The sequence below is a fragment of the Actinomycetes bacterium genome (genome assembly GCA_022396035.1).
Classification (GTDB): Bacteria; Actinomycetota; Humimicrobiia; order Humimicrobiales; family Humimicrobiaceae; genus Halolacustris.
On sequence record JAIOXO010000001.1, the window covers coordinates 150598 to 176198 of the forward strand.

Genomic DNA, 25601 nt, shown 5'->3' on the forward strand with positions numbered 1-25601 from the left:
CTCTAACTGATATAAAAATCTATGCTTCTATACCCCTACCTGGTATCTGTATATACTACAGCCATTGCTGCTGCGTGTCAAGCTCTGTACCGGTTAGCTTATTATTTACATAAACAATCTTCCAATTTAAGGCCACTGCTTTCTTCCTTAAAAGGTTTATATCCTTTTTATGCTCTAAGGTTTGAAAAAAATACATTCAGTTTAAAAAACACAAATAATTCCAAAGATGTCAGGGCTAAGGATATTACTGAAGGCAATATAAGATATCTGCTTATTACCCTTCGGGCTTTATTGGCAAACATTGGTATCAAAATTATCATTAGAAGGTTCACAAAATAAAAGGTGAATATTACTGAAAAAGCAGAAAGGTAGTAATAGAATAGTGATAAGAAACCAAGCCGAAGCAGGGTCATGATTATAAAAAATATCAGTATTAAAAAATAGACTATTAATTTTATTGGACTTTTGAAAATTTTTAAGTCATCAGACTTTTGGTAATACTGCCTGTTAAATACCGGAAATATAATAGCTGTAATTGATGACCCTGCTAAAAATCCAGTTATAAACCTTATATTATTGCTTGATTCATATATACCCAAATGAGACAGCACCCAATCTATTGCAGTTGATGCAATTAATAGAAAGAAAATTATTAGAACATATACTGACGCTAATTCATTTTCTTTGCTGAACAAAAAAAACAGTATTATTGCTGAAATCAAAAAGCCAAGGTATATACCTGTAGTTCTTCCACACAATGGCAGATAAATACCTCCTATTACCAGGGTTCTGGAAGGTATCTGGTGGCAAACCGAAGAACCAATTTTATTTGCTAAAAAATAGATAAAGACCATATTTTTTAAACTGGAAGTTATGCAGCCATATTAATTTTGTTGCCTGAATCCCTTTAAGGATTTAGGCAACAAAAAAAGCTTATAAAAATTTATTCTTTTGCGTGGCTGCGTGGCTGCCTTTCTTTGGAAACCTAAACATAAATGCTGAAACATTACTCCTGTATTCCACATAGCTTAAACCAAATATCCTTTCCATTTCTTTTTCTTCTCTTTTAGACAGAGCTATATAAAAGAAAATAAGGACAGGCCACATCAAAATAGTTATGATTGTAGGCCATTGGATCATGGCTCCAGTAGTTACAAAAAATATGCCTAAGTACTGGGGATGCCGGATATATCCATAAATACCGTCGGTAACCAGCTGGTTGTCAGCTCTATGGATTTTTCTCCATCCGGCTACTATCACCCAGATTCCCCCAACCATAACCAGACTCCCCAGCAGGCAGATAAGTGCTCCTGCCCAGTTTGGGAGGCCCAGCAGTGTTCCCCAGAGATGGCCTTTCAAGTGGCTAAAGGGGTCGTTTATGCCTAATTTATTTATCAGCAATGGTGAAAGAAAATATATGGTTAGCGGAAAACCGTACATCTCTAAAAATAATGCCACTATAAAACCGGTAAAGACGCCCAGCGATCTCCATTCGTATTTTTTTTTGTTTTTGGGCAGCAAAAAACTAAATATAAAAAAGACAAATATTGAAATATGAATTATAGCCAGGGGCCAAAGACCGTAATCATAAATTCTGCCCAAACCATCCATCTATGGTCTCCCGCTTCCTTTAAACCTTATAATAACGTGTAATTTCCAGCCAAAGTTAACTATAAATTCTTTATCTCCGAAAGCAGTTTTTGCAGAGTATCTTTTGCATCCCCGAAAAGCATTCGTGTTTTATCATGATAAAACAAAGAATTCTCAATTGCTGCATATCCCTTACCCATTCCCCGTTTCATTACAATTATATTCTTAGCTTCCCGGGCATTGATAATGGGCATTCCGTAAATAGGGCTGGAGGGATCATCTATGGCTGCCGGATTCACCACATCATTGGCGCCTATAATAATTGCAACATCGGTGTTGGGCATATCCGGATTTATCTCATCCATCTCTACTAATTTTTCGTAAGGTACATCTGCTTCTGCAAGCAGTACGTTCATATGCCCTGGCATCCTTCCGGCAACCGGGTGGATGGCATATTTTACTTCCACTCCCCGTTCGGTAAGCAACTTATCCAGTTCGCTGCAAACATGCTGTGCCTGGGCAGCAGCCAATCCATAACCGGGAATGATAACCACCTTCTTGCTGTAATTAAGCAATACGGAGGCATCGCTAAGCGAAATTTCTTTAATGGTTCCCATTTCCTTTTCCCCTGCAGCCGCACCTCCACCACCAAATGCTCCTATAATAACGCTTAACAAAGAGCGATTCATTGCTTTGCACATCAACAGGGTAAGGATGGTTCCTGCGGCGCCTACAAATATACCGCCCAGTATCATTGCTTGGTTGTCATAAATAAAACCGGCCATGGCGGCAGCTATTCCCGTAAACGAATTCAATAATGAAATCACTACCGGCATATCGGCGCCGCCGATAGGCATAACGAAAAATACCCCATAAACCAGAGAGAGTGCAAACAGGGAATAAAGCAATATTTCTGGGGCAACTATTGGACTCTCAGCAACCAGCATAAAAGCAGTAATTCCCACTATAAGTGCCAGCATAAGCAGATTCACATATTTCATGGCAGGTGATTTCCAATCCTTTATTTTGCCATTTAACTTTCCATAGGCAATCATGCTTCCACTGAATGCTATGCTCCCGATAATCAATCCAAGCAGTGTTACCAGCGGCGATGTATTTTTAAGGTTGGAAAACTCCATTAATGCAACCAGTGCTGATGCTCCTCCTCCGGTAGCATTATAAAAAGATACCATCTGGGGCATGGCGGTCATTTTTACCCTCCGGGCAATAACTGAACCAACCACTGTCCCTACCGAAATAACCGCTATGATAACAATTGTATTGGTTAAAGGTATATTGTTTCCGCTATTGTCTCTGTGCAAAATAAGCGTGGTGACGATAGCCAGCAACATTCCTGCTGCAGCCCATAAATTACCCCGTTTTGCCGATTCGGGTTTGCTTAATAATTTAAGGCCAACCACAAATAATATTGCCGCTACTAGGTAGCTAAAATCAAGAATGGTTTTTCCATATTGTATGGTATTTCCAAACATATCTCTATTACCCGTTCAATGTTAACCCTTTTTATTTTTTTTAAACATGTTAAGCATACGGTCGGTAACCACAAATCCTCCGGCAACGTTTAGCGTGCCAAAAAGTACGGCCATTATTCCCAGCACCAATTCAAGTGAGAATTCGGAAAGATCAGCATGTCCTAAAAGAATGATGCCCCCGATAATAATTACCCCGCTAATTGCATTAGCTCCAGACATAAGCGGCGTATGTAGTACAGAGGGTACATTTGAAATTACTTCAATGCCAAGGAATATAGACAATAAAATAATAAAAATGGCTTCCCTGTTTTCACTAAAATAGATAAGTACCTGTTCCATAGCTTTAGATTTATATCACTGATTTTACTCGTTCGTTTACAATTTTACCCTTATGAGTCAGACAAGTTCCCTTTACAATCTCGTCTTCAAAATTAAGCTCAAGATTTCCTTCCTCATCAATAATCAGTTTCAGAAAATTAAGTATATTTTTCCCGAACATGTTACTTGCAACATTGGGCATGTCTGATGGGTAATTTGATTTACCTATAATCGTAACCTTATTATACTGAATCACTTCGTTATTCTGGGTAATTTGGCAATTACCTCCCGTAGATGCTGCCAAGTCCACAATAACTGAACCAGCCTTCATATTTTCAACCGTTTCTTTATGTATCAATATGGGTGCTTTTTTACCAGGAATTTGTGCAGTACAAATGACCACGTCGGCAGCCAAAGAATGCCTGTGTATCAATTCACCCTGCCGTTTTTTAAAGTCCTGCGTCTGGTCAACAGCATAACCACCTGTATTCTTACCCACAGTTACACCTTCAACCTCTATAAATCTGCCTCCCAGGCTTTCCACCTCTTCTTTTACCGCCGCCCGTACATCAAATACCTCAACCACAGCACCTAATTTTCGCGATATGGCAATAGCCTGCAAGCCTGCTACACCTGCTCCCAGGATTAGCACTTTTGCCGGTTTGATGGTACCCACCGCTGACATAAACATCGGAAAAAACCTTGGTAAATGAAAAGCCGCATCAAGGACAGCTTTATAGCCAGCAATGGTAGCCATGGAGGATAGTGTATCCATTGCTTGTGCCCGGGTAATCCGGGGTATTAGCTCCATGCTAAAAGAGGTAATTTCATTCTCAGCCAAGCCTGCTACAAGCTCCTTATTGAAAAAAGGGTTGAGTATTGCCACTATTACTTTCTCCCGGGACAGTAACTTTAACTCACTTTGGCCAAAAGGATTAATCATTATCAACATATCTGATTTTTTGAATATTTCTTCTCTGGCTGCGATTGAGGCGCCGGCTTCCCTATACTCAGAATCAGAAACCATCGACCGTTCCCCGGCCCCTTTTTCAACACCCACATTCACCTTTAGAGCTGTGAGTGCTTTCACCACTTCGGCCATTATAGCTACACGATTTTCATAACCTGGTTCTTTGAGTATGCCTAGCTCCATTATATTTCCAATAAGCCTTGTTTCGATTATTAAACTTCTTAATGTTGTAAAGTCTCCAAAGATATATTGTTTCCTTTTATCATCATTATACCCTTACCCTGTATCTGTACAGGGTACATGTATTGTTTATAAATGTCAAGCCCCCGAATTAATTTTGTCATTTAAGTTTTATCTATGAAAAGTGCACACCTCAGGCTATAATCAGACCAAAAACAGAAAGGTCACAAGATTATGGCGCAGATCCACAAAAGGTTTGGTTATAATGAGGTAAAAGCCCTTCTTGGAAAATACATAAAGAAGGAAGTGGAAAGAAAATATATTGAAGAGATTTTGGGCATTAAGAAAAGAAGGTTCTTTGAACTTTTAAAAAGTTACAAGGAGGACCCAGATTCCTTTACCGTAAAGTATAAGAGAAAAAAACCCACAAGAAGGATTGGCAAAGAAACAGAAGAGGCCATACTGACTGAGCTGAAGATAGAAAAAGACCTCATAGATTTAGATGATAATCCCATAGTAGACTATAACTACAGCTATATAAAGGACAGGCTTGAAAGCAAGCACTATACAAAGGCAGCACTGCCCACCATAATTGACAGGGCTAAAAGATATGGATTTTACATGAAGAAAAAAAGGAAAGCTGCGCCATGACCGGGAAGTGGTCACAAAGTATGCCGGAGAACTCATACAGCATGACAGCTCCCACCACAAGTGGAGTCCCTGTTCGGATAAGAAATGGTATCTTATCACCTCCACCGGTGACTGCAGCAGATTCCTTCTCTACTGAAACCTGGTGGAGACCGAGACTTCCTGGGCTCATATATGTGCTATAGAGGATGTGGCCCTAGCTTACGGGCTTGCCTACTCCTATTATTTTGATTGCCACTCCATATTCAGATTTGTCCAGGGCAGGGACTCTTTCTGGAGAAAGCATTATAAGGTGACAGATGATGTAGACCCCCAGGTAAAAAAGATACTAATAGATCCGGGAGTAAAGGTAAGATATCCACTCCTCTCCACAGGCAAAAGGCCGGATAGAGCGGTTGTGGGGGGTTTCTGTAGGACAGACTGTTGGTAGAGTTTAGCCTAAACGGGATAAAAGATATTGATTCTGCCAATCTGTTTATGGGTAAGTATATTAAAAAATTTAACCAAAGATTTTCTGTGGTTTCCAAGGGGGAACCTGTTTTCAGGAAACTTTCTCAGGCAATAAATATCGATTATATACTGTGCTCTAAAACCCCCAGAAACTTGATAACGGTTTGAGCATTTACATTTAAGGGAGAGGCTACTATCAGCTGATATCCGGCCGAAAGCCTGCTGCCACTATTGCCCGTTTTAAGCTAAAGGTACTTCTAAGCAGCCGGATAGAAATAAAGGCAGAGTATCGGGCAAGGTATACTCTCTTGCCAGGATAGAAAAACCTAAAGCTAAAGGAGGCTAGAAGGTTAAAAAAGACAGAAGGATTACTCATAAAAAGGTAAAACGTATGGATCCCATAGCTTTGACAGGTATTAATATGGTGGAGGCGGCGGGAATCGAACCCGAAGGTTACTGCATCTTAATAGCTATTATGCACAGTTATTGGGTATTGCCTTATAGGGCCTTCCCTATATCTGACCTGCTAAAGTTTAGAATTCAGGATTTGTTCCAATTTATTTGCTTTTATGGGGTTGTGTTCAGTCCTTGACATTTTCTTGACATCTAAGACCAAAACCTTGTTATTGGGGGTAATAGAGGTCCTGATACCACTGGACCCAATCAGTTGATAACGGGTTATCTACTTCCTTCACTCTTTTTATAAGCTTATCGGATGTAAATGCGAAAAATCTATCGCTGTGGTCTATTAGCTTCTCATATTTTGATATGGTTGGCTCTAGTGATTTGTTGTCAGGATGATAAACAACTGAAAAATATACCTTTTTATATGGCCATTGAGATGGGCTGGAAGATTCAATACTTGTAGCAAGGAGCTGATTGCGCCATAACTGGTTCATACCCCCCTTAAAGGGGCATTGGTCATATTTACTGATCAGGTCAGCCTTAAATGGAGATACCTCTCCCAGAGTAATGTTCCAATAGCTGTAGTTACACTTGCTATGATAATAGCAGCGATTAGGATCCTTAAGTATTGAACTTGCAGGATAGCATTTATGGCATGGCAAACATCCTTTGGCTTTATATCCCCCACAGGTGGTAAATTCTTTTTCAGTCAATTTATGTTCGATTAACCACAGGTTAAGATTGCCCTCATAATCATAATAGGCAATCGCTATATCTGCATCAGTACCGCTTGCCTTATTGTGATCACGTAGCATATTATCCGGCTCATCCCAAAACTCGATTCTAAATCCACTGTCAAGAAAGCCAGTTGCGATCTGTTTGAGATCTTCTTTAACACAGCTTAAAACCTTATCAGCAGTGTTGGGATCTTCCAATATTGGTAAAAATAAGTTGGCGCATGCGGCTTGAGAGCTTGCCATGTTAGCCCCTAAAAACTTATGACTCTTAAAATGTAATTTCTGCTGATGGGATAAGAAGTGTTTCTTTACACTCGGGTATAACGGATACAATTGGCCCCTTAACTTGTCAGGGATAAACAAGTCGTAATAAATACCTCTATATAAACCTGGGTCCTTGCATATATTGGCCCATTTCCAGTCAATTAAATGAGTATATATCTTAAGCTGAAAGTCTGTAAGCACACTAGGAAGCCGGTATTCTTTTCCGTTTATTTTATAAATCTTCATAATCTTTTAGCTTAAGACTATCTAAAAATCCATTTCAATTAATACTATATTGTGATCGCTAAATCTTCTGACCTCTTCATTGTCTAGGATCTCATATTTTAAAAACATGCCCTTAAGGGAATTGCTCATAAAAAAGTAGTCATTTTGCCAGGTTTTTTTACTTTTTGCATGACGAAGTTTTTGCACATAATCTTTGTTATCAGATAACTTGTAAACATCACTTAATCCAAAATCCTTGATTCTATCAAAAAGAATCTGGTGAGACCTGTTACCCTGAATATCATCGAGCTGTGTGCTTGCATTTAGGTCACCGCCCATTACAATCTTTCTATTCCCTCCGATGTGCCCATTAAACAGACCGGTTAGGTCTGATATTATCCGATGAAGGTTTGTAATGGAATACCCTTTGCAAGGGCCATTGGATTCCATAAGGCCATACAGGGATATAAAGGTTATCATATGGCCACCTATTTTTATATTTCCAATTACAAAGGCTCCCCTAAATTGTGTATCTAGTTCCTCTTGGACTAACTTGTACTTTGGACTGTAAATGCCTGAACCCCAATTGCGGCTTTGGCCAATCATTTCCCAAACAAGGTTAGCCTCCTGGTTTTTTATTTCCTTGGTTGGGCTTGCTTCCTGGAAAAGATAGATATCCGCTTTTACACCATTTAAGAAGTAATCCCATGCTTGGCCCTGCAAGGATTGGTGTTTCCAGTAATCCATATTCCAGGTTGTAATTCTTATAATCATATTTACCCTATTAGTTTCTAATAGCTCTAGCCCTAAAGGGCTGCCTTCTAATAGTTAAGTTTGATTATAATAAAATATGTGTTTGTTATCTATCACCAAATTTATGCACTTCTTCTTCCAAATATGGGAAGAGATGCGGTAAAGCAATTGGAGGGGATACTGGCAAAAATTTATTTCATATATACTTAAAGTAAAAAAGGGTTATCTAAAAATCCCTGTTTTTGCTCGTTAATTAGCTCCTATTCAACCTTTATTTCACCATTAAAAAAAATAACTGTAATGCTGCTTTTACTCTATTGTCAGCTATTGCCTAAATTATGAAATGCTAAAAATTACTGTCGGCCCGTTTTATATAGCAAAAACCCAAGAAATATTTCTCGGGAAGCTATCTTCTTATTCTTTATTGTTCGATACTATTCTTTGCCCATGGAATAGGACAAGCTTCGAACCTATTTGGTGGGAAAACAATCAATAAAATTCACCTATCTTATTCAATCTCTGCACCTGCAATTTCTATTACGGTGAGAGACTGGACAGCCTCGAACTTATTCAATTAAAATTTATCTTTCTTACGCATCAAACCAACCTTCAGTACATACACCAGCTTTTTTTATTTGAAATAAAAGGAAGACCGCCTATTAAGCGATCTTCCCTTGTGATTAGTCGTTATTGTCTAATCATATTCCACTCTGCAGGTTCTCCATCTTCGCCCCTGTACTCTCCATCATTACCATGTCTACTTATGCCACTAGCTGTATCACAATCAACCATGATGCCCTCATATTCTGCGAAGTAACCATCATCAACGTAACCTTCTCTGTTGTAATGCATTTCGATTATATCTCCCACGACAGTGCCTTCGATATTGCCCCAGATAATGTTTTCATCTGGGTGCCACCTTTTACCAGTAAACGTCCCATCTGCTTGCTGCTCATCTATGACTATTAAACTGGTACTCCTAGTTCCTACTGTCTGAGACCAAGTGCCAATTATGTCATGGCTGAGCTGGAACTCACTTGATAGGGCGCTAGTGCCTGTCCAATTTCTAATTTCAGAGTCTTTGACCCAAATCCTGAGCTGATATGTTCCAACTGTTTCATAAGACAACCCCTCAAATATGACTTCACCATTAGCATCTGTGAACTCAGAACCTGGGAAATCTTTTTCTCTTATTAAACTTGCCTTCATTTCAAGGCCTTCAACAGGATTGCCGTGAACGTCTTTCACTATAGCAGTTGGATAGTTACCTTCAAGGTCTTTAATCTCTTGGCACACAAAACCGTCTGCAATATCTACCACATATTCTATAGACAGACCTGTTGGAATACCCGCTCCTAACCCTACCAGATAGTTGTATACTGCCTGATAATAAGCCTCTTCGTCACACTTTTCTATAAAGGTTTCTCCGTCCCAATCACCATACCAATTATAGGCCGGGAACGCAGCCTTGTTAGTCATTGTCTGGGCAACATCTCTAATGTAGTTGCCTCCATCACGACCCGATCCATATCGAGCATCTACCCCTGCTTCTTCTAATAGTTGACCTGCTATATCGGGTGCCGCAAGACACTCATCAGTATTATTTTCTTCTCCCAGTAATACAGCCGGAAAACTGAACATAACCACCAGCGATATCACCAGTATTGCAATTATTAGCTTTTTCACGATTTCCCCCTCTTATATGTTTTATAATTTGTTAAACTGGTTTAAGAATAAAACAGCCCCTCTCTCTAAACATTGTATTTTTCTTAGAAATAAAAAACCGACCAAACTTAAATCAATTTAGTCGGTTACGCTACTCACTCCACTTCCCTAAGCGTCCATCTTTGGGTAAGCTTCAGTGTACCTAAATTATTATATATGTATTAAATTATTATAATGTTTCAATGTAATATAATTATATTTTAATGTCAATTAATAATTTGTTTATTTCGTGACCAATTAACTTTGCTAAACTACTTCTTATTAAACCCTTGCCGTTTTCAGCACTCAACCTACGATTGGCGCTAAAAGGTAATGGTCCCTTAGAATTGTCTGACGGTTATATAGTGGAGGCGACAGAAATCGCATTTCTTAAGAATCAGATATTCAAAACCCAACATTGCACATTATATATGCATAGCTTCTTCCTAATATAGGAAGAGATGCTGCGTAAAACCATTTGAAGATATGCTGGCAAGGGGATCTTTATAAACAAATAAGCGGGCACCTATTTTTAGATGCCCGCTTATCTAGACCCGTATTAATAATTTTAAGGAGTATTCCTTCTTAGCTTATTTGCTGCAACCATGAGGCCGCCGCCGGCAACAAGCATTCCCAGTCCCATAAAGACATATACCCAATCAAATCCGGTATAGGGTAGTTCTTCGGTAACACCTAATACTTCTACAGTTTCTTCGGTTATTCCTGCTGTTTCCACTACTTCTTCCCCGGAGACTGTAACTTCTTCAACTTTCCCCATAATTCCAAAGTCTACATAAATAGAGTGATCTGCAGAGACATTTTCAAATGTGTATGTTTCTACTGCTCCTATGTATGCTCCATCAACCGAAACATCGGAAATCTCATAATTTTCATCCCTGGGTGTTATTGTATAGGTCTGGTTTTCACCCTCTGTTACTGCTAGCTCACCAAGGGGGGTTATAGTTCCACCATTACCAGTTGAAGAAGTTATAACATATGTAGCAAGAGGCAGCACTTCAACTGCCAGAGATGAAACCGGTGTACTTTTTTTGGGCTCTTCATTTTGTTTTTCAGTTACAGTAATAGTAGATGTGGATTCATCACTTCCATTCCCATCTCCATCTGGTGTGAAATAATTGTAAGTAACTGTAGCCTTATTTATCAACTCTCCAATGTCATCTTCTGTAACAACATATTCGTAATTAATGGTGTAAGGAAAATCATCTTTAAATAGGGTACCGATATCTCCTTTTTCACCTAAATCTACGAGGCTATCCACCACCTTAACATTCCGGAATTCTTCTCCAAGTCCTGACAAATCAAGTTGTTGCGCATTGGCAACATATCCATCTACTCCCTCTTCTGGATTTGGAGGTGAACTTTGATAACTTAAGACTATAGTATGGGTTACAGTATCTCCCGGGTTGGCTTCAGTCTTGTCAGCAGATTTGCTTATAGATACGCAACCGGACATAAATACCACTAATCCAATTAGTGTAGCGATAGTTAAAAACTTTTTCATTACTTGTCTTTCTTTGTAGTAATTTATCAAAACTCTAATTAAAAAATAAAAAACCGACTAATTAAATTTAGTCGGTTACGCTACTTGCTCTGCTTTTCCCAAGCGTCCAGATTCGAGAAAAGCTTCAAAGCATCTAAATCTTATACATATATCAACTTTTTATAAAAAAAGAAGTTTAGTTTAATTATATTTTAAAGTCAAGCAGGTTTTCCAGACAGGTAATAAGAATCAAGAAAAGGGTGAAAAGGATTGGTCCCGAGGCAGTAATTGGTGGCAACAGGAAAAGGAAGCCAACAAATGCAATAGAAGATATGCTAAAGGGTCTGGTAGTAAAACTTAAGAAAGGACTATCTCCTACCATACTGGAATGCGCCTTGGTGGGGTGCTGGCTCTGTCCTTGGATTTGGTATTCTTAAAGGTTAAAACTATTGCAGTAAAAAGGTAACATACCTTAAAAGATGGAAATCCCATTCTAAAAAAGCCCAAATTCTTGCAAGAACTAGCTTCCCACTCTTTAGGCAGTCCGCCTCTTAATAATCAACCCTTAGATCTTTTAAGTATATAAATGACTTTGGGCATTTTTTGTGCTGAAGATTGAATTTGCCAAGCCAAATCCTTGAAATTTTGGAACATGCATTCTCTGAGCTTGAATCCAAAAGGGGTTACTTCTCAGCACATCCTTGTCATTTTCAGCACCCAGCCCACAAGGGTTGATGCTAAAATACATGGATCTCATGAGTTTAGCAGTTATTAATATGGTGGAGGCGGCGGGAATCGAACCCGCGTCCGAAGATATTGCCACTTAAACTTCTACAAGCTTATCCCTTATTTTAATTTCGCTGTCATGTCTGGTAAGGGCACCATCCATAAAAGCTATCCCGCATAAATTTCCCCTGCTATACCTGCGGACAAGGTATAACCGGGTATCCTGCTAAACGTCGCCTATCGAAAAGCACAGGAAACCTCCCGTAGACGAGCAACGTTAAACTACGCCGCTAAAGCTAACTGTGAATCGTCAGCATTTATGTTTAGTTTCAGCTTTTTACGAGTTCTGATACTCGGCTTGCCATCCAAGCTCAACCTATCCCCGTCGAATCCAATTCGCCCCCATATATGGAGCAGAATCATAATACAACAAATTCATCTATATTTCAAAGCTCTTTTAATTTCCCTCTGCATCTCTTTTTCCTGTATATCCCGTCTTTTATCCCTCTTCTGCTTACCTTTGGCCAAAGCAAGTTTAACCTTTACCTTATTATCCCTAAAATAAACCTCCAGAGGCACCACGGTAAGGCTCTTATCGGTTAATTTTGAAGCCAGCCTGTCAATCTCTTTTCGGTGCATCAGCAGTTTTCGGGTCCTAACCGGATCTATCTCCTCAATCCTGGCCTTATCATAGGGAGATATGTGTACATTATACAGCAGCAGCTCCCCATTCCTTATCCGGGCATAACTGTCTTTTAAATTAAGCTTATGCGCCCGGATAGATTTAACTTCGCTGCCCCTGAGCACAATACCTGCCTCGTAGCTGTCCAGTATAAAAAAATCCCTTAAAGCCTTTTTGTTCCTGGCTGCTGTTACCCTATTTTCATCACTTTTATTCTGCTTAGCCATTGTTCTCATCCATCATTGAATTTAAAACTTCCTTGGCCCGGTTAAGCTGGGTATCCTCTTCTGCTTCCAGATCCAGCTCCACTTTTACATCAGGCTCTATACCCACTTCATTTATGGATTCTCCCGAAGGCAAAAGATAGTTGGCAGTAGTAAACTTAAGCCCGCCACCATTGGAAAGTTCCTGTATGGTCTGTACCGTTCCCTTGCCAAAGGTGGTCTCGCCTACCAGAGTTGCCCTTCCGGTTTCCTTGAGCGCTCCTGCTACCAGTTCTGAAGCACTGGCTGAAAATTCATTCACTAAAATCACCAGGGGAATATCTGTATACACTCCTTCTTTAGCCTTGTAGGTGCTGGTCCTCTCCTGATCCTCTGTTCTTCCCTTAACTATTACTATAGTTCCTTCATCCATAAAAAGATCACATACCGCTACGGCATCGTCCAAAATGCCTCCCAGATTATTACGCAAATCCAGTATTATGCCTTCCGCACCTTCATCTTTTAGCTTCTTTATCTGCTGCTGCAGTTTTTCTGCCCCCATATCCTGGAAACCAATATACTGTACATAACCAATATTGCCATCTATTAACTCTGAAAATACATTGGGCACATAAAACTTCTGCCTGGTTATATCCACCTCAAAACTTTCTTTTTCCGAAGGCCGGTAGATGGTTAAGTTGACATCAGTCCCCTCTTCGCCCTTGATCTTAGTAACCACTTTCTCCAGCGACAGCCCCAGGGTAGGCTCATCTTCCACCCGGGATATAATGTCACCCTCTTTTAAACCATTGTTAGAAGCAGGGGTATCCTCTATAACCGTTACTATTACTACCCTTTCCTGTTCATCCTGGGTGACTATTACCCCGATGCCGCTCATGGTTCCCTGGTAGGATTCTATTATCTCCTGATATTCTTCCTGGGTAAAATATTCTGCATACTTATCATCCAGACCCTCCAGCATACCTTCTATAGCATTCTGTAGTAACTGCTGTTTGGACTGCTGATAGATTGAACTGCTTACTATAAGATCTATGGCTTCTTCCAGAGGCTCCAGGCTAAACTCCTGTTCCTGGTTTCTATTAGCCTGGTTTCCTATGCCCAGAAGGCTGGTGGTACTGTTGCCGTTGGAAAGTTGTTTTATGGAAGAAAAATTTATCCCCAGCCAAAAACCGGTAGAAAGTACGAATATAATTGCAATAACTATTGCAATAATTTTTATGATTAATCTTTTCAGCATAAAAAATACCACCTAAAATGAAAGCTTTACTAATAAATTATATGCTTTTAGGGTAAAAAGCAATATCTGCTAAATTGTTACAAATAGCCCATGGGGTTCTGGGCATTTCCATTAATCCTGACCTCGAAATGAAGGTGGGGACCTGTGGACCAGCCGGTGGAACCCACAAAACCAATAACCTGTCCCCTCTGTACCATCTGGCCGTTGGAAACATTAAACCCGGACATATGTGCATACCAGGTAGCGTAGCCGCCTCCATGGTAGATCATTATGGAATTACCGTAACCGCCAAAATAACCTGCCTGCACCACCTGGCCTCCGTCAGCTGCAATTATGGGTGTACCATAGGGAGCTGCTAAATCCAGTCCTGAATGAAATCTCCTGGTCCCGAATATGGGGTGTACTCGGTAACCAAAACCAGAGCTTATCCTTCCCGCTACCGGCCAGGCAAACTTGCCTCCGGGGGCGCTTCCATAGCGGTAGCTTTCCAGAATTCGTTTAACCTCTGATTCCTTAGCCGCCAGCTGCTTTTCCATCTGGATGAGAGCGTTCTTGTTAGCCGTAGTCTGGGATAGCAGTGAGTTTTTTTCATTATATATGCCTTCTACCTCTGCTTTTTTGGCTTCAGCCTGTACCACCAGGGATTCGACTTTTTCTTTGCTTTCCCTCTGCTTTTCCCTCAGGTCCAATATGGACTTCTTTACACTTAAGGTGGCCTGTTTTTCATCCTTGATGGCAGTTATAATTTCAGTATCCTGCTCGGCAAGGTTGTTCATCAGCTTGATACGGGAGACAAACTCCAGGAAGCTTTCCGCTTTTAGCAGAATTTCTAAAACATTAATATTGCGGTTTTTGTAAATGGAGGCAACCCGGTCATTTAAAATCTGGATCTTGGAATCCAGTTCCAGTTCTATATCTTTAAGCTCCTGTTCCTTCAGGACCAGCTCGATGGTGGTTTTATCAATCTCCGCCTTGGCCTCCACCAGTTTATTGTTGAGGTCATTTAAGTCTGACAGAGCTCCCAGCAGCTGTTCTTCCACTACTGCTACCTGCTGAATGTATTCCTGCTCCTGCTTCTTTACTTCCTGTATTTTTTCCTGGGTTTCTTCTCTCTCTTCCTTGATTTGCTCCAGTTCCTCTTCCAGGGTCTGGGCATGAAGCATAGAAGGATTATAGCCGGATATAAAAGAAGCGGTGGCTACTATAATTGCTACAATTATGGCTATAATGTTTTTGCTACAATTTTGCATAAGTTAAAATAATATGTTTTCCTTATTCTACCATACCTTTTTATAATGTTAAGTCCTAAACTTTCAGGTAACGTCTCAGGGCCAGGGCACTGCTTATCAGTCCCACCAGCACCCCCAGGCCTATCAGCAGCAGATAAATATATATGACAGTATCATTGCTGCCTACAATAGCCAGATCCTTAATCCTCATGGTATCCACTATGGCCCTTTCCCCCTTTATAAGCAGGAAATTACCCAGAAAATAAAGGATAACTACCGCCAGTATACTGCCCAGAAAGCCCTCAAAAAAGCCCTCAAAAAGGAAGGGTATACGTACAAACCAGTTGGAAGCTCCCACCAGCTTCATGACTTCAACTTCCTTTCTCCTGGCATGTATGGACAGCCGGATAGTATTGTATATAAGCACAATAGTGGCCAGAAGCAGCACAATTATTATCAGCAAAGCAATAGTGCCCACAATGGCTATTACTGAAAACAGTTTATTTACATAGTTCTGGCCATATATAACATCATTTACCCCTTCAATAAAGCCGCCGTCCTGGTTAATAAACCGCAGGGCCACCTGGTCCACCTTTTCCGGATCATTAAGGGTTAGCTCAAAAGATGCGGGCAGGGGATTGCCCTGAATTTCCTTAAGTATATCGCTGCCCTCATTTTTTTCCCTGAACTGCTCCAGGGCCTGGTCTTTGGATATGAACCTCACATCCTTTATCTCTTCCCAGCCCTCAATCTCCTGTTCCAGATAGGTCTGCAATTCATCGGAGACATTATCTTCAAGGTAAACTGCAATTTCAACCTGGCCTTTTATGGAATTGAGTATGCCCAGCACATCATAAACTATCACTGAAAACAGCCCGACCATAAACAGGGTTATGGCTACAGTGGTGATAGCGGTAAAAGCCATCAAAAAATTTCTCTTAAAATTGGAAAAGGTCTCTCCGAAATAATACTTGGCCCTGGTCATTATTCTCCGTAAACCCCTCTCTTCTGGTCCCTTATTATCTCTCCGTTCTCCAGCTCTACCACTCTTCTGCGCATTGAATTTACCACACTCTTGTCGTGGGTGGCCATGACCACGGTAGTGCCGATTAAGCTTATCCTGGAAAGGAGCTTCATAATACCGTCACTGGTGGTCGGATCCAGGTTTCCGGTAGGCTCATCTGCCAGCAATACGGGAGGGCGGTTTACAAAAGCCCTGGCTATGGATACCCTCTGCTGCTCCCCTCCCGAAAGCTGATGGGGAAAGGAACTCATCTTCTGGTACAATCCTACCAGCTTAAGTACCTGGGGAACCTGGATTTTGATTACATAGGTAGGCTTGCCTATTACATCCAGGGCAAAAGCTACATTTTCAAACACGGTTTTATTGGGCAAAAGCTTAAAATCCTGGAAGACACAGCCCATGTTTCTCCTGAGCTGGGGTACGCGGGAAGATTTCAGTTTACAAATATTTCGCCCTGCTATAAGGATAGAACCACTGGATACATCGTATTCCTTTATAAGCAGCTTAATAAATGTAGATTTTCCCGAACCGCTGGGGCCCACCAGGAAGATAAATTCACCCTTCTTAACCATAACATTTATATTTTTTAGAGCGATGGTATTATCATCATAAATCTTGGTAACATTCTTAAATTCAATCATATTCATGGTCATGTTAGAAAGCAAAAATTTTTTATTAGATAGAGTTTAACCTCTGGTTAACATTTTTTCAAGATAACCCCTTATAAATTCATCTATATCTCCATCCAGCACCGATTGTACATCCCCTATCTCCACTCCCGTACGGTGATCTTTAATAAGCTGGTAGGGCTGGAGGGTATAGCTTCTTATCTGATTACCCCAGGCAATATCTTTTTTCTCTCCCCTTACCCTATCCATCTTTTCCTGCTTTTTTTGCATCTCCAGTTCGTAAAGCTTGGATTTAAGAATCTGCATAGCAGTCTGCCGGTTAAGCATCTGGGAACGTTCATCCTGGCAGCTGACTACAATTCCGCTAGGCTGATGGGTTATCCTGACTGCTGAATCGGTAACATTTACATGCTGCCCTCCGGCTCCGCTGGACCGGAAGGTATCAATTTTTAAGTCTTCTTTGTTTATGTTTATGTCCACCTCCTGCTCAAACAGAGGGGTAACTTCCACCGAAGCAAAGGAGGTATGCCTCCTCTTAGAAGAATCAAAGGGGGAAATCCTTACCAAACGGTGTATGCCTTTTTCCCCTTTGAGCAGCCCGTAAGCATAATCGCCCTTCACGGTCAGGGTAGCATTCTTGATACCGGCCTCATCTCCCGGTGACAGGTCAACCATGCGGTAATTTAGTTTCCTCTTTTCCATCCACCTTGTATACATCCTCAGCAGCATCTCGGCCCAATCCTGGGATTCAGTTCCTCCGGCACCGGGATGTATGTTAAGCACTGCGGGGTAAGCATCATAGGGTCCGGAAAGTATAGCCTGCTCTTCAATACCATCGGTCGCTTTTTTCAGCTGGCTTAAATTTTCTTTTAACTCTGATTCAAGTTTGGCATCCGGGCCTGCCTCCAGAAGCTGCAGCCCCAGTTCCGTATCTTCGGCCAGCTGCCCGGCCTGCTCATACCTGTCAATTAAGTCTTTGATGCTGTTTATGTCCTGTAAAATCTTCTGGGCCCGGTCTTTGTTTTCCCAGAAATCTGATTTTAGTGACTGTTTCTGCAGCCGGTCCAGCTGGCTTTTTTTCTTATCTATTTCAAAGACAATCCTTTAAGAATGAGAGCTTTTCCTTTATTTCTTTAAGTTTATCGGGATAATCTTGTATCATGGTTACCTTCCGCAACACTTTTTATATTTTTTACCGCTTCCACAGGGACAGGGGTCATTTCTGCCCACCTTTTCCTTGCTCCCGGCCGGCTCCCTGGAAGGAGGCCGGGAAGCCTGGGCCGGTCCGCTGGCAGTAATATTTTCCAGGGGATTCCTTTTAGGCTCCTGTTTTTTAGCCACCACCCTGGCATTAAACAACAGCTTTACCGTATCCGACCTGATTTCCGATATAAGTTCCTTAAACAGGCCAAAGGCTTCGTGCTTGTATTCTACCAGAGGATCTCTCTGGCCGATAGCCCTCAGGCCAATTCCTTCCTTCAGGTAGTCCATTTCCAACAGATGTTCTCTCCAGCGGTTATCTATTACATCCAGCATTATAAACTTCTCCAGATTTCTGGTAACTTCCGGCCCCAGCTCCTGTTCCCTCTGCTGGTAAGCATTAAGCGCCTTCTGCTTTAGCAGCTGGGCCAGCTGGTCAACCTTCATGTTTTCCTTTACAGCGTCTGGCTCCACCAGACTCTGTCCAAAGATAGGGTCGGCAGCTGAAGCCAGCCCTGCCAGGTCCCAGTTTTCGGGATAATCATTTTTATTTATATGGACTTTTACCAGCTCACCAACTACCTCTTCAATCAGGGAGACGGCATTCTGTTTGAGATCCTGTTCTAAAAGTATCTTCTCCCTGCGGCCGTAGATTACCTCCCTCTGCTTGTTCATAACGTCATCATACTCTAAGACATGCTTCCTTATTTCAAAATTACGGGATTCCACCTGTCTCTGCGCATTCTCCACCGCCCTGTTTATCATAGGGTGCTGTATGGGCATATCATCAGGGAAATTGAACCTTTCCATAATTGCACCGATACGGTCCGAACCAAACAGCCGCAACAGCTCATCCTCTGTAGAGAGGTAAAACTGGCTGGAGCCTGGATCTCCCTGTCTGCCGCTTCTTCCCCGCAGCTGATTGTCTATTCTCCTGCTCTCATGGCGTTCGGTACCCAGTACATGCAAACCTCCCCGGTCTGTCACCCCCGGGCTCAGAACAATGTCAGTACCTCTTCCGGCCATATTGGTAGCGATAGTAACTGTACCCTTTTGTCCGGCATCTGCTACTACCTGGGCTTCCTTTTCATGCTGCTTGGCATTAAGCACACTGTGGGGGATACCCAGCCGTTTAAGCATACCGGAAAGCTTCTCCGATTTTTCAATAGAGATGGTGCCTACCAGTACCGGCTGGCCTTTCTGGTACCGGCTGGCAATATCATTGACCACATTCTCAAACTTTAACTGTTCGCTCTGATATATAAGGTCGGGAAGCTCATCCCTTTTTAGAGGCTTGTTGGTAGGTATAACCACCGTTTCCAAACCGTATATATGCCTGAACTCTGCTGCTTCGGTAATGGCAGTACCGGTCATTCCGGCCAGGGTGTCATACATACGGAAATAATTCTGTATGGTTATGGTAGCCAGGGTCTGGTTTTCGTCCCGTATGGCCACTTTCTCCTTGGCCTCTATGGCCTGGTGCAGGCCCTCTGAATATCTCCTGCCGGGCATAAGCCTGCCCGTAAACTCATCCACTATCATTACTTCGCCGTCTTTTACTATATAATCCACATCTTTTTTAAACAGGTAACTGGCTTTAAGGGACTGGTTAAGCGCATGGACCAGCAGGTAGTTGGAAGGATCATAAAGATTGTCAATCCCGGTTATATTCTCTACCTTTTCTACCCCCTCTTCGGTTATGGCAGCATTTCTGGCCTTCTCATCTATCTCAAAATCTACCCCTTCTTCCAGCATGGGGACTATACGGGAAAACTGTTTATACAGCTTGGTTGTACCGGTAGCCACCCCCGATATTATAAGGGGGGTTCTGGCTTCGTCAATCAATATACTGTCCACCTCATCTATAATGGCATACTGGTGCTCTTTCTGGACCATCCGGTCCCTGCTTATTACCATATTGTCCCTGAGGTAATCAAAGCCAAATTCATTATTGGTGCCATAGACCACGTCCGCATCATACTGCTGCTTCTTTTCTGCCGTATCCATTCCATGCTGCAGAAGCCCCACTTTCAGGCCCAGAAAATCATAAATCTTACCCATCCACTGGCTGTCCCTTTTGGCCAGGTAATCATTGACAGTAACCAGATGGGTACACCTGCCGCCAATGGCATTAAGGTATATTGGCAGTGTGGCCACCAGGGTCTTCCCTTCACCGGTTTTCATCTCGGCAATCTTTCCTTCATACAATACCGCACCGCCCATTATCTGTACATCAAAGTGCCTCATGCCCAGAGTCCTTTTGGCTACTTCCCTTACCACTGCAAATGCTTCCGCCATTAGCTCATCCAGGCTCTGGCCCTCAGAGTGCCTCTGTTTAAACCGGGCAGTCTTGGTTGCCAGCGCACTATCATCCAGCTTCTTGAGTTCATCCTCATAACCGGCAACCTGCTCCACCAGCTGCTCATAGACTTTTAGTTTTTTACCCTCGCCAAATTTTAATATATTTGTAATTTTCTCAAACATAATTTTTCACCAGATTATTCAGTAGTAGGCTCAATAAGCCCGTAATTGGAATCTTTCCTGCGGTAAACCACTGCCGTATCATTGGTTTCCGAATTTATAAATACAAAAAAGTCATGTCCCAGAAGCTCCATCTGCATTACTGCCTCTTCCGGAGCAATGGGTTTTAACATAAAGGTTTTGGTTTTGACTATCTGTTTCTTTAATTTCTCCACCGCATTATTTTCATTGCTGTCTGCCGGAGATTTCCTGCTCCTTTGAATCCTCTTGTTCTTAAACTTCTTGGCCTGCCTTTCCAGCTTGTCACTTACCTTGTCTATGGCAGAAAAAACATCCGTCCCCGAATCTTCGGCCCTGATAACTGCTCCTGCAGTAAACACGGTAACTTCAGCCCGGTTGTTTTCATTTATGCTGGGATTCTTCTCAAAAATTAATTTTAGCTCTACTTCCATCGCTTTATCCAAAAATTTATCTACCCTCGCCTTTATCTTTTTGTCCGCATACTCTTTTATCTTGTCATCCAGATCGATGTCTATGCCCCTGACTCTAAATTCCATTTTTCCCTCCTTGGTTAATTGTTTTTAAGGCAAACCTCAACCGCTATGGAGCCCCTGTGGTCATGGTCCAGTTTAAAAACCACCTTCTGGCCCCGGCTAAGGCTTTTAAAGCCGGTACCGCTTATGCCGCTATAGTGGACAAAAATATTATCCACATCCCCTGACTTTATAAAGCCAAACCCCTTTTCGGGGCTGAACCATTTTACTATACCCTGTTCCTGATTCATATATGCTGCTCTCCCCTGGCTACAGTTAAAAGATACACCTTTTCTGCCCCCGCCTGTTTAGCCAGCCAGGCAATATGGTTTAAGGTGCTTCCAGTAGTAAAAACATCATCTATCAGCAGCAGGTTGCGGCCCCAGTATTTCAGGCAATTTATAACTTTGTAGCTGCCTGCCGGATTATATTTTCTTGAATAGCTGTCCAGCTTCTTCTGCTCCTGGTTTTCCTTAATTTTCATCAAGTTGTTAGCATAAGGTATTTTCAACTTGCTTTCAAGGTGTTTGCATATCCTGTGAATATGGCTTCCCGGGGCCCCGTCTAATACCTCTATATTCTCCCCCATATAATGCTTCAGGTAACAGTCTTGAAGCCAGGAAGCCAGAAGGTCTGACAACTGATACAGGCGCAGCTGTTTGTAGCGGTAGATAATGGTTTTTATACCTGCCCGGTAAAAGGCAAAACTCCTGCACCGCCAGTAATACAGGGACTGACGGGAACAGAAACTGCAACCTGATCGTGAACCTGGTTTCCCACAACGTTCACATATTCCGGTGCCGATAACTTCTATCTGCCGTCTGCATTTATCACACAAGCTGTCGGTAGTTATCCTTCCACATAGACAACAGGCAGGAGCCAGGAACATATCTTTAAATGCCTGGCCTAAATTTAGATGACTTAAATTCACCGGATAGTTATTTTTCCTGCTGTTTTTTATTATTCAGCTTATCGATATCTATAACCTCATTTGACATTATCTTTACGCTGGGATGAATTATTATCCCATTTTCTATAACGCTTTTTGAACCGATTACCGCTTTCTCCAAAACCGATACTTTGTCCTTTATCTTGGCATCATAGCCAATGATGGCACCGATCAGCGAAGAATCCTTGCCGATATAACCGCTGCCCCATTTTATTCCCCTGTACAGTACTGCCCTCTGGTCCACTACCGTACTGTCTCCCAGTATAATGGGGCCGAACAGCTTGGCTTCTTTTTTTATGGTACAGTTATTGCCGATACAGACCGGGGGTATAATTATTACATCTTCTTCTATCTTGCAGTTCTTGCCTATCCATACCCCTTCTTTTATCTGTTTGCCGGATATTTTTACTTTTACCTTGCCTTCCAGGGCATCAAAATTTCCCTGCTGGTATTCATCCAGGCTGCCCACATCATTCCAGTACTGGGAATGGGTATAACCATAGTAGGGAATATCTTTGTCCAGCAGGTCGGGAAAAAGGTTCTTGCCAAAATCATAAAACTGCCCTGCAGGCATGTGCTCAAATATCTCCGGTTCAAATAAATATATGCCGCTATTGGCCAGATCCGATTTGGCTTCCCCACTTAAAGGCTTTTCCTGAAAACCGTAAATCCTTTTATCATCATCCAAAAGTACTACCCCGTACTGGGAAGTATCTTCCACCCTGGTCAGTAGCATGGTGCAGATTCCGCCTTTCTGCTGGTGAAATTGGTTTGCCGCTCCCAGATCTATATCGGTAAGAGCATCGCCGCTTATAACCAGAAAGGGCTGGCCTTCAAAAAAATCCTCCACATTCTTAACCCCTCCGGCAGTACCCAGCAGTTCTTCTTCATAGGAATACACCAGGTTTACGCCCCACCGGGAGCCGTCCCCGAAATGATCTTTTATGGCTTCCGGATACCAGTGCAGGTTGCATACTATATCCTTGTAGCCGTGACCGGCCAGCAGGTCAATAATATGTTCCATTACCGGCTTATTTACAATAGGAGCCATGGGCTTGGATATCAAATCTGTCAGGGGCCTTAGCCTGGTGCCCAGGCCTGCCGCCAGTACCATTGCTTTTTTAGTTTTCATCTCTACACCAACTCCTGTTCCAATTTTGCAATATTTTCCACATAGGGGGGATAAATGGTCCCTTTTTCGGTGATTATCCCGGTTATATCTTTGCTGCTGGTAACATCAAAAGAAGGATTTTCAACCGGTATATAATCAGGTATTATCCTGGTTCCCATTACCTCTCTGACCTCCCGGCCATCCCTCTGTTCAATAGGTATCTGGTCTCCGCTGTGCATGTCAAAGTCAATAGTGGAAACCGGAGCTGCTATAAAAAAAGGTATACGGTAATGCCGGGCCAGGACTGAAAGCCCCAGGGTCCCAATCTTGTTGGCGCTGTCTCCGTTTTTAGCCACCCTGTCTGCGCCTACCACCACTACATTTACTTCTTTTCTGGACATGAAAAAGGCAGCCATATTATCGGTTATAACTGTACAGGGTATGCCCTCCTGATAAAGCTCCCAGGAAGTAAGCCTGGCCCCCTGGAGATAAGGCCTGGTTTCATCCACCAGCACCCTTTCTATCCTGTGGTTCTCATGCAGGCTCCGGATTACCCCCAGGGCAGTTCCATACCCTGCGGTAGCCAGCGCCCCTGCATTGCAGTGGGTGAGTACCGAAAGCTTATTTTTAGCCAGACCCCTTATGGCAATCAAACCATTTCTGCCAATGGCTTTGTTTGTTTCTATATCTTCCTGCTCTATTTTTTTAGCCTCCGTCTCCAGCACCTGCTTTATATGGTCAATGCTTTCCCCTATATTTTTATCCAACAGTTTTTCCATCCTGGACAGGGCCCAGAAAAGGTTCACCGCCGTAGGCCTGGATTTGGACAGCAGGTGCACTCCTTTCCTTACCAGAGATAAAAATTCATCCTTGCTGTCTCCGGTATACTGGTTTGCCGCCAGGGTTACCCCGTAGGCAGCAGCTACCCCGATAGCCGGAGCGCCCCTTACCACCATATCCCTGATGGCCCGGGCAGTACTGCCAGCGTCCCTGCATATTAAATATTCTTCCCTGAAGGGAAGTTTTCTCTGATCAATCAGCTCCAGTGAGGTGCCCTTCCATTTAAGGGTTAGGTTCCTATCTCCCATGAATTTAAATACTCCTCCTGCTCCGGGGTTAATTTATCAATGGTAACTCCCATGGTCTGGAGTTTTATCTTTGCAATTCTTTCATCTATAGCTTGGGGTACCGGATATACTTTCTTCTCCAGGGTATCTGCCTGCCCGTATATATACTCGGCGCTTAAGGCCTGGTTGGCAAAACTCATATCCATAACGCTGGCAGGATGTCCTTCCGCTGCTCCCAGATTTACCAGCCTGCCCTGGGCCAGAAGATAAATTCTTCTGCCGTCTTTCATTTTGTATTCAGTGACAAAAGGCCTTACCTCCCTGTTGGAAACACTGTTCTGCTTTAAATAATTTATATCAATCTCTGCATCAAAATGTCCTGAATTGGCAACTATGGTCCGGTCTTTGCAGCTCTTGAGCACAGGCTCACCGATAACATTTTTATTTCCGGTAACCGATAAAAATATATCTCCCACTTTAGCTGCCTCGGTATTGGTCATAACCTCAAACCCGTCCATCTTTGCTTCCAGGGCCTTCAGGGGGTCAATTTCCAGCACCACTACCGATGCTCCCATTCCCCTGGCTCTCATGGCTACGCCTCTGCCGCACCATCCATAGCCCACTACCACAAATTTCTTTCCGGCAATAAGGACATTGGTAGCCCGGAGTATGCCGTCTATGGTGCTCTGACCGGTACCATAGCGGTTATCAAAAAAGTGTTTGGTTTTGGCATCATTAACCGCTACTATGGGATAACCCAGTACTTTTTTTGCTTCCATGCTCTTTAACCTTATAACCCCGGTAGTGGTTTCCTCGGTTCCGCCCAGCATATTGTCCAGAAGCTCCTTCCTGCTGCTGTGCAGACAGGAAACTACATCCGCCCCGTCATCCATGGAAATCCTGGGTTTGGTGTCCAGAACACTGTTTATATGCTGGTAATAGGTATCATTATCTTCACCTTTAATAGCAAATACTGATATGCCGTAATCCTTTACCAGGGAAGCAGCCACATCATCCTGGGTGCTTAAGGGGTTGGAGGCGCACAGGGAAACCTTCGCTCCCCCTTCCTTTAAGGTAATCATTAAATTGGCGGTTTCGCTGGTAACATGCAGGCATGCCCCCAGGATCAGGCCCTTAAGGATTTTGCTTTTGGAAAACTCATCCCTTATCCCTGCCAGCACCGGCATATCCTGCCCGGCCCATTCAATCTTGTTTTTGCCCTCGGCAGCCAGGCTTAAATCTTTTACGTCATACTCCATTTTAATCCTTTC

Annotated in this window: 25 protein-coding genes, 1 other RNA gene and 2 riboswitches; of the genes, 3 read left to right on the forward strand and 23 right to left on the reverse strand. The window is 42.5% G+C overall.

Going from position 1 to position 25601, the window contains the following annotated elements:
- Positions 1-167 precede the first annotated feature (167 nt).
- The 5 genes from K9H14_00760 to K9H14_00780 all read right to left on the reverse strand — a co-directional run bounded on the left by K9H14_00760 (position 168) and on the right by K9H14_00780 (position 4554).
- A complete protein-coding gene (locus K9H14_00760) occupies positions 168-854 on the reverse strand; it encodes a DUF2085 domain-containing protein (protein MCG9478722.1) in 687 nt (228 codons plus the stop codon).
- Positions 855-933: 79 nt separating this feature from the next.
- On the reverse strand, positions 934-1611 hold the full coding sequence (locus tag K9H14_00765) for an isoprenylcysteine carboxylmethyltransferase family protein (GenBank protein MCG9478723.1): 678 nt from the start codon (positions 1609-1611) through the stop codon (positions 934-936).
- Between the two features lie 59 nt (positions 1612-1670).
- The gene (locus K9H14_00770; protein MCG9478724.1) at positions 1671-3083 is read right to left on the reverse strand and encodes an NAD(P)(+) transhydrogenase (Re/Si-specific) subunit beta; all 1413 of its coding nucleotides are present in this window, start codon (positions 3081-3083) and stop codon (positions 1671-1673) included.
- A gap of 21 nt (positions 3084-3104) precedes the next feature.
- Positions 3105-3422: an NAD(P) transhydrogenase subunit alpha gene (locus K9H14_00775; GenBank protein MCG9478725.1), complete on the reverse strand. Its 318-nt coding sequence runs from the start codon at positions 3420-3422 to the stop codon at positions 3105-3107.
- Between the two features lie 10 nt (positions 3423-3432).
- Positions 3433-4554, reverse strand: a complete 1122-nt coding sequence (locus tag K9H14_00780) for a Re/Si-specific NAD(P)(+) transhydrogenase subunit alpha (GenBank protein MCG9478726.1) — start codon at positions 4552-4554, stop codon at positions 3433-3435.
- A 231-nt stretch (positions 4555-4785) separates the two neighbouring features.
- On the opposite strand from K9H14_00780, the gene K9H14_00785 reads away from it, so the two are divergent.
- The 3 genes from K9H14_00785 (at position 4786) to K9H14_00795 (ending at position 5817) form a co-directional block, all read left to right on the forward strand.
- Positions 4786-5202, forward strand: coding sequence for a hypothetical protein (locus K9H14_00785; protein ID MCG9478727.1), 417 nt, complete (start codon positions 4786-4788; stop codon positions 5200-5202).
- A gap of 142 nt (positions 5203-5344) precedes the next feature.
- Positions 5345-5629 (forward strand): hypothetical protein, encoded by a 285-nt coding sequence (locus K9H14_00790; protein MCG9478728.1) that lies wholly within the window; start codon positions 5345-5347, stop codon positions 5627-5629.
- Entirely contained in the window at positions 5623-5817 is a 195-nt protein-coding gene (locus tag K9H14_00795; GenBank protein ID MCG9478729.1) for a hypothetical protein, read from the forward strand. The genes K9H14_00790 and K9H14_00795 overlap by 7 nt, the downstream gene beginning before the upstream one ends.
- A 455-nt stretch (positions 5818-6272) precedes the next feature.
- Here the strand turns inward: K9H14_00795 and K9H14_00800 are convergent, their stop codons facing one another.
- The 18 genes from K9H14_00800 to ahcY form a co-directional block, all read right to left on the reverse strand.
- On the reverse strand, positions 6273-7301 hold the full coding sequence (locus K9H14_00800; GenBank protein ID MCG9478730.1) for a hypothetical protein: 1029 nt from the start codon (positions 7299-7301) through the stop codon (positions 6273-6275).
- A 21-nt stretch (positions 7302-7322) separates the two neighbouring features.
- Positions 7323-8054 carry an endonuclease/exonuclease/phosphatase family protein gene (locus K9H14_00805; protein ID MCG9478731.1) on the reverse strand — a complete coding sequence of 244 codons (732 nt, stop codon included), beginning with the start codon at positions 8052-8054 and terminating at the stop codon, positions 7323-7325.
- Between the two features lie 666 nt (positions 8055-8720).
- The gene (locus K9H14_00810; GenBank protein MCG9478732.1) at positions 8721-9719 is read right to left on the reverse strand and encodes an Ig-like domain-containing protein; all 999 of its coding nucleotides are present in this window, start codon (positions 9717-9719) and stop codon (positions 8721-8723) included.
- 110 nt (positions 9720-9829) lie between these two features.
- A riboswitch (cyclic di-GMP riboswitch) is annotated at positions 9830-9911 on the reverse strand.
- 394 nt (positions 9912-10305) lie between these two features.
- Positions 10306-11259: a hypothetical protein gene (locus K9H14_00815; protein MCG9478733.1), complete on the reverse strand. Its 954-nt coding sequence runs from the start codon at positions 11257-11259 to the stop codon at positions 10306-10308.
- A 60-nt stretch (positions 11260-11319) separates the two neighbouring features.
- Positions 11320-11403: riboswitch (cyclic di-GMP riboswitch) on the reverse strand.
- A 612-nt stretch (positions 11404-12015) separates the two neighbouring features.
- Positions 12016-12368: a transfer-messenger RNA gene (gene ssrA, locus K9H14_00820) on the reverse strand.
- A 31-nt stretch (positions 12369-12399) separates the two neighbouring features.
- On the reverse strand, positions 12400-12873 hold the full coding sequence (smpB, locus tag K9H14_00825) for an SsrA-binding protein SmpB (GenBank protein MCG9478734.1): 474 nt from the start codon (positions 12871-12873) through the stop codon (positions 12400-12402).
- A complete protein-coding gene (locus K9H14_00830; protein MCG9478735.1) occupies positions 12866-14107 on the reverse strand; it encodes a S41 family peptidase in 1242 nt (413 codons plus the stop codon). The genes smpB and K9H14_00830 overlap by 8 nt, the downstream gene beginning before the upstream one ends.
- A 77-nt stretch (positions 14108-14184) precedes the next feature.
- Positions 14185-15357: a peptidoglycan DD-metalloendopeptidase family protein gene (locus K9H14_00835; protein ID MCG9478736.1), complete on the reverse strand. Its 1173-nt coding sequence runs from the start codon at positions 15355-15357 to the stop codon at positions 14185-14187.
- Between the two features lie 55 nt (positions 15358-15412).
- Positions 15413-16321: a permease-like cell division protein FtsX gene (ftsX, locus tag K9H14_00840; protein MCG9478737.1), complete on the reverse strand. Its 909-nt coding sequence runs from the start codon at positions 16319-16321 to the stop codon at positions 15413-15415.
- Positions 16321-17001, reverse strand: a complete 681-nt coding sequence (gene ftsE / locus K9H14_00845) for a cell division ATP-binding protein FtsE (protein MCG9478738.1) — start codon at positions 16999-17001, stop codon at positions 16321-16323. The genes ftsX and ftsE overlap by 1 nt, the downstream gene beginning before the upstream one ends.
- A 45-nt stretch (positions 17002-17046) precedes the next feature.
- Complete coding sequence (gene prfB, locus K9H14_00850; GenBank protein MCG9478739.1) at positions 17047-18090, reverse strand: peptide chain release factor 2; 1044 nt, start codon at positions 18088-18090, stop codon at positions 17047-17049.
- A 63-nt stretch (positions 18091-18153) separates the two neighbouring features.
- Positions 18154-20673 carry a preprotein translocase subunit SecA gene (gene secA, locus K9H14_00855; GenBank protein ID MCG9478740.1) on the reverse strand — a complete coding sequence of 840 codons (2520 nt, stop codon included), beginning with the start codon at positions 20671-20673 and terminating at the stop codon, positions 18154-18156.
- Positions 20674-20687: 14 nt separating this feature from the next.
- A complete protein-coding gene (gene raiA / locus K9H14_00860; protein ID MCG9478741.1) occupies positions 20688-21227 on the reverse strand; it encodes a ribosome-associated translation inhibitor RaiA in 540 nt (179 codons plus the stop codon).
- Between the two features lie 14 nt (positions 21228-21241).
- Positions 21242-21454 (reverse strand): cold shock domain-containing protein, encoded by a 213-nt coding sequence (locus K9H14_00865; protein MCG9478742.1) that lies wholly within the window; start codon positions 21452-21454, stop codon positions 21242-21244.
- Positions 21451-22134: a double zinc ribbon domain-containing protein gene (locus K9H14_00870; GenBank protein ID MCG9478743.1), complete on the reverse strand. Its 684-nt coding sequence runs from the start codon at positions 22132-22134 to the stop codon at positions 21451-21453. Before K9H14_00870 ends, K9H14_00865 begins: the two co-directional genes overlap by 4 nt.
- Before the next feature lie 7 nt (positions 22135-22141).
- The gene (locus K9H14_00875) at positions 22142-23284 is read right to left on the reverse strand and encodes an NDP-sugar synthase (protein MCG9478744.1); all 1143 of its coding nucleotides are present in this window, start codon (positions 23282-23284) and stop codon (positions 22142-22144) included.
- Between the two features lie 2 nt (positions 23285-23286).
- Positions 23287-24351, reverse strand: a complete 1065-nt coding sequence (gene mtnA / locus K9H14_00880; protein MCG9478745.1) for an S-methyl-5-thioribose-1-phosphate isomerase — start codon at positions 24349-24351, stop codon at positions 23287-23289.
- Complete coding sequence (gene ahcY / locus K9H14_00885; protein ID MCG9478746.1) at positions 24333-25589, reverse strand: adenosylhomocysteinase; 1257 nt, start codon at positions 25587-25589, stop codon at positions 24333-24335. Before ahcY ends, mtnA begins: the two co-directional genes overlap by 19 nt.
- Between the last annotated feature and the right edge of the window lie 12 nt (positions 25590-25601).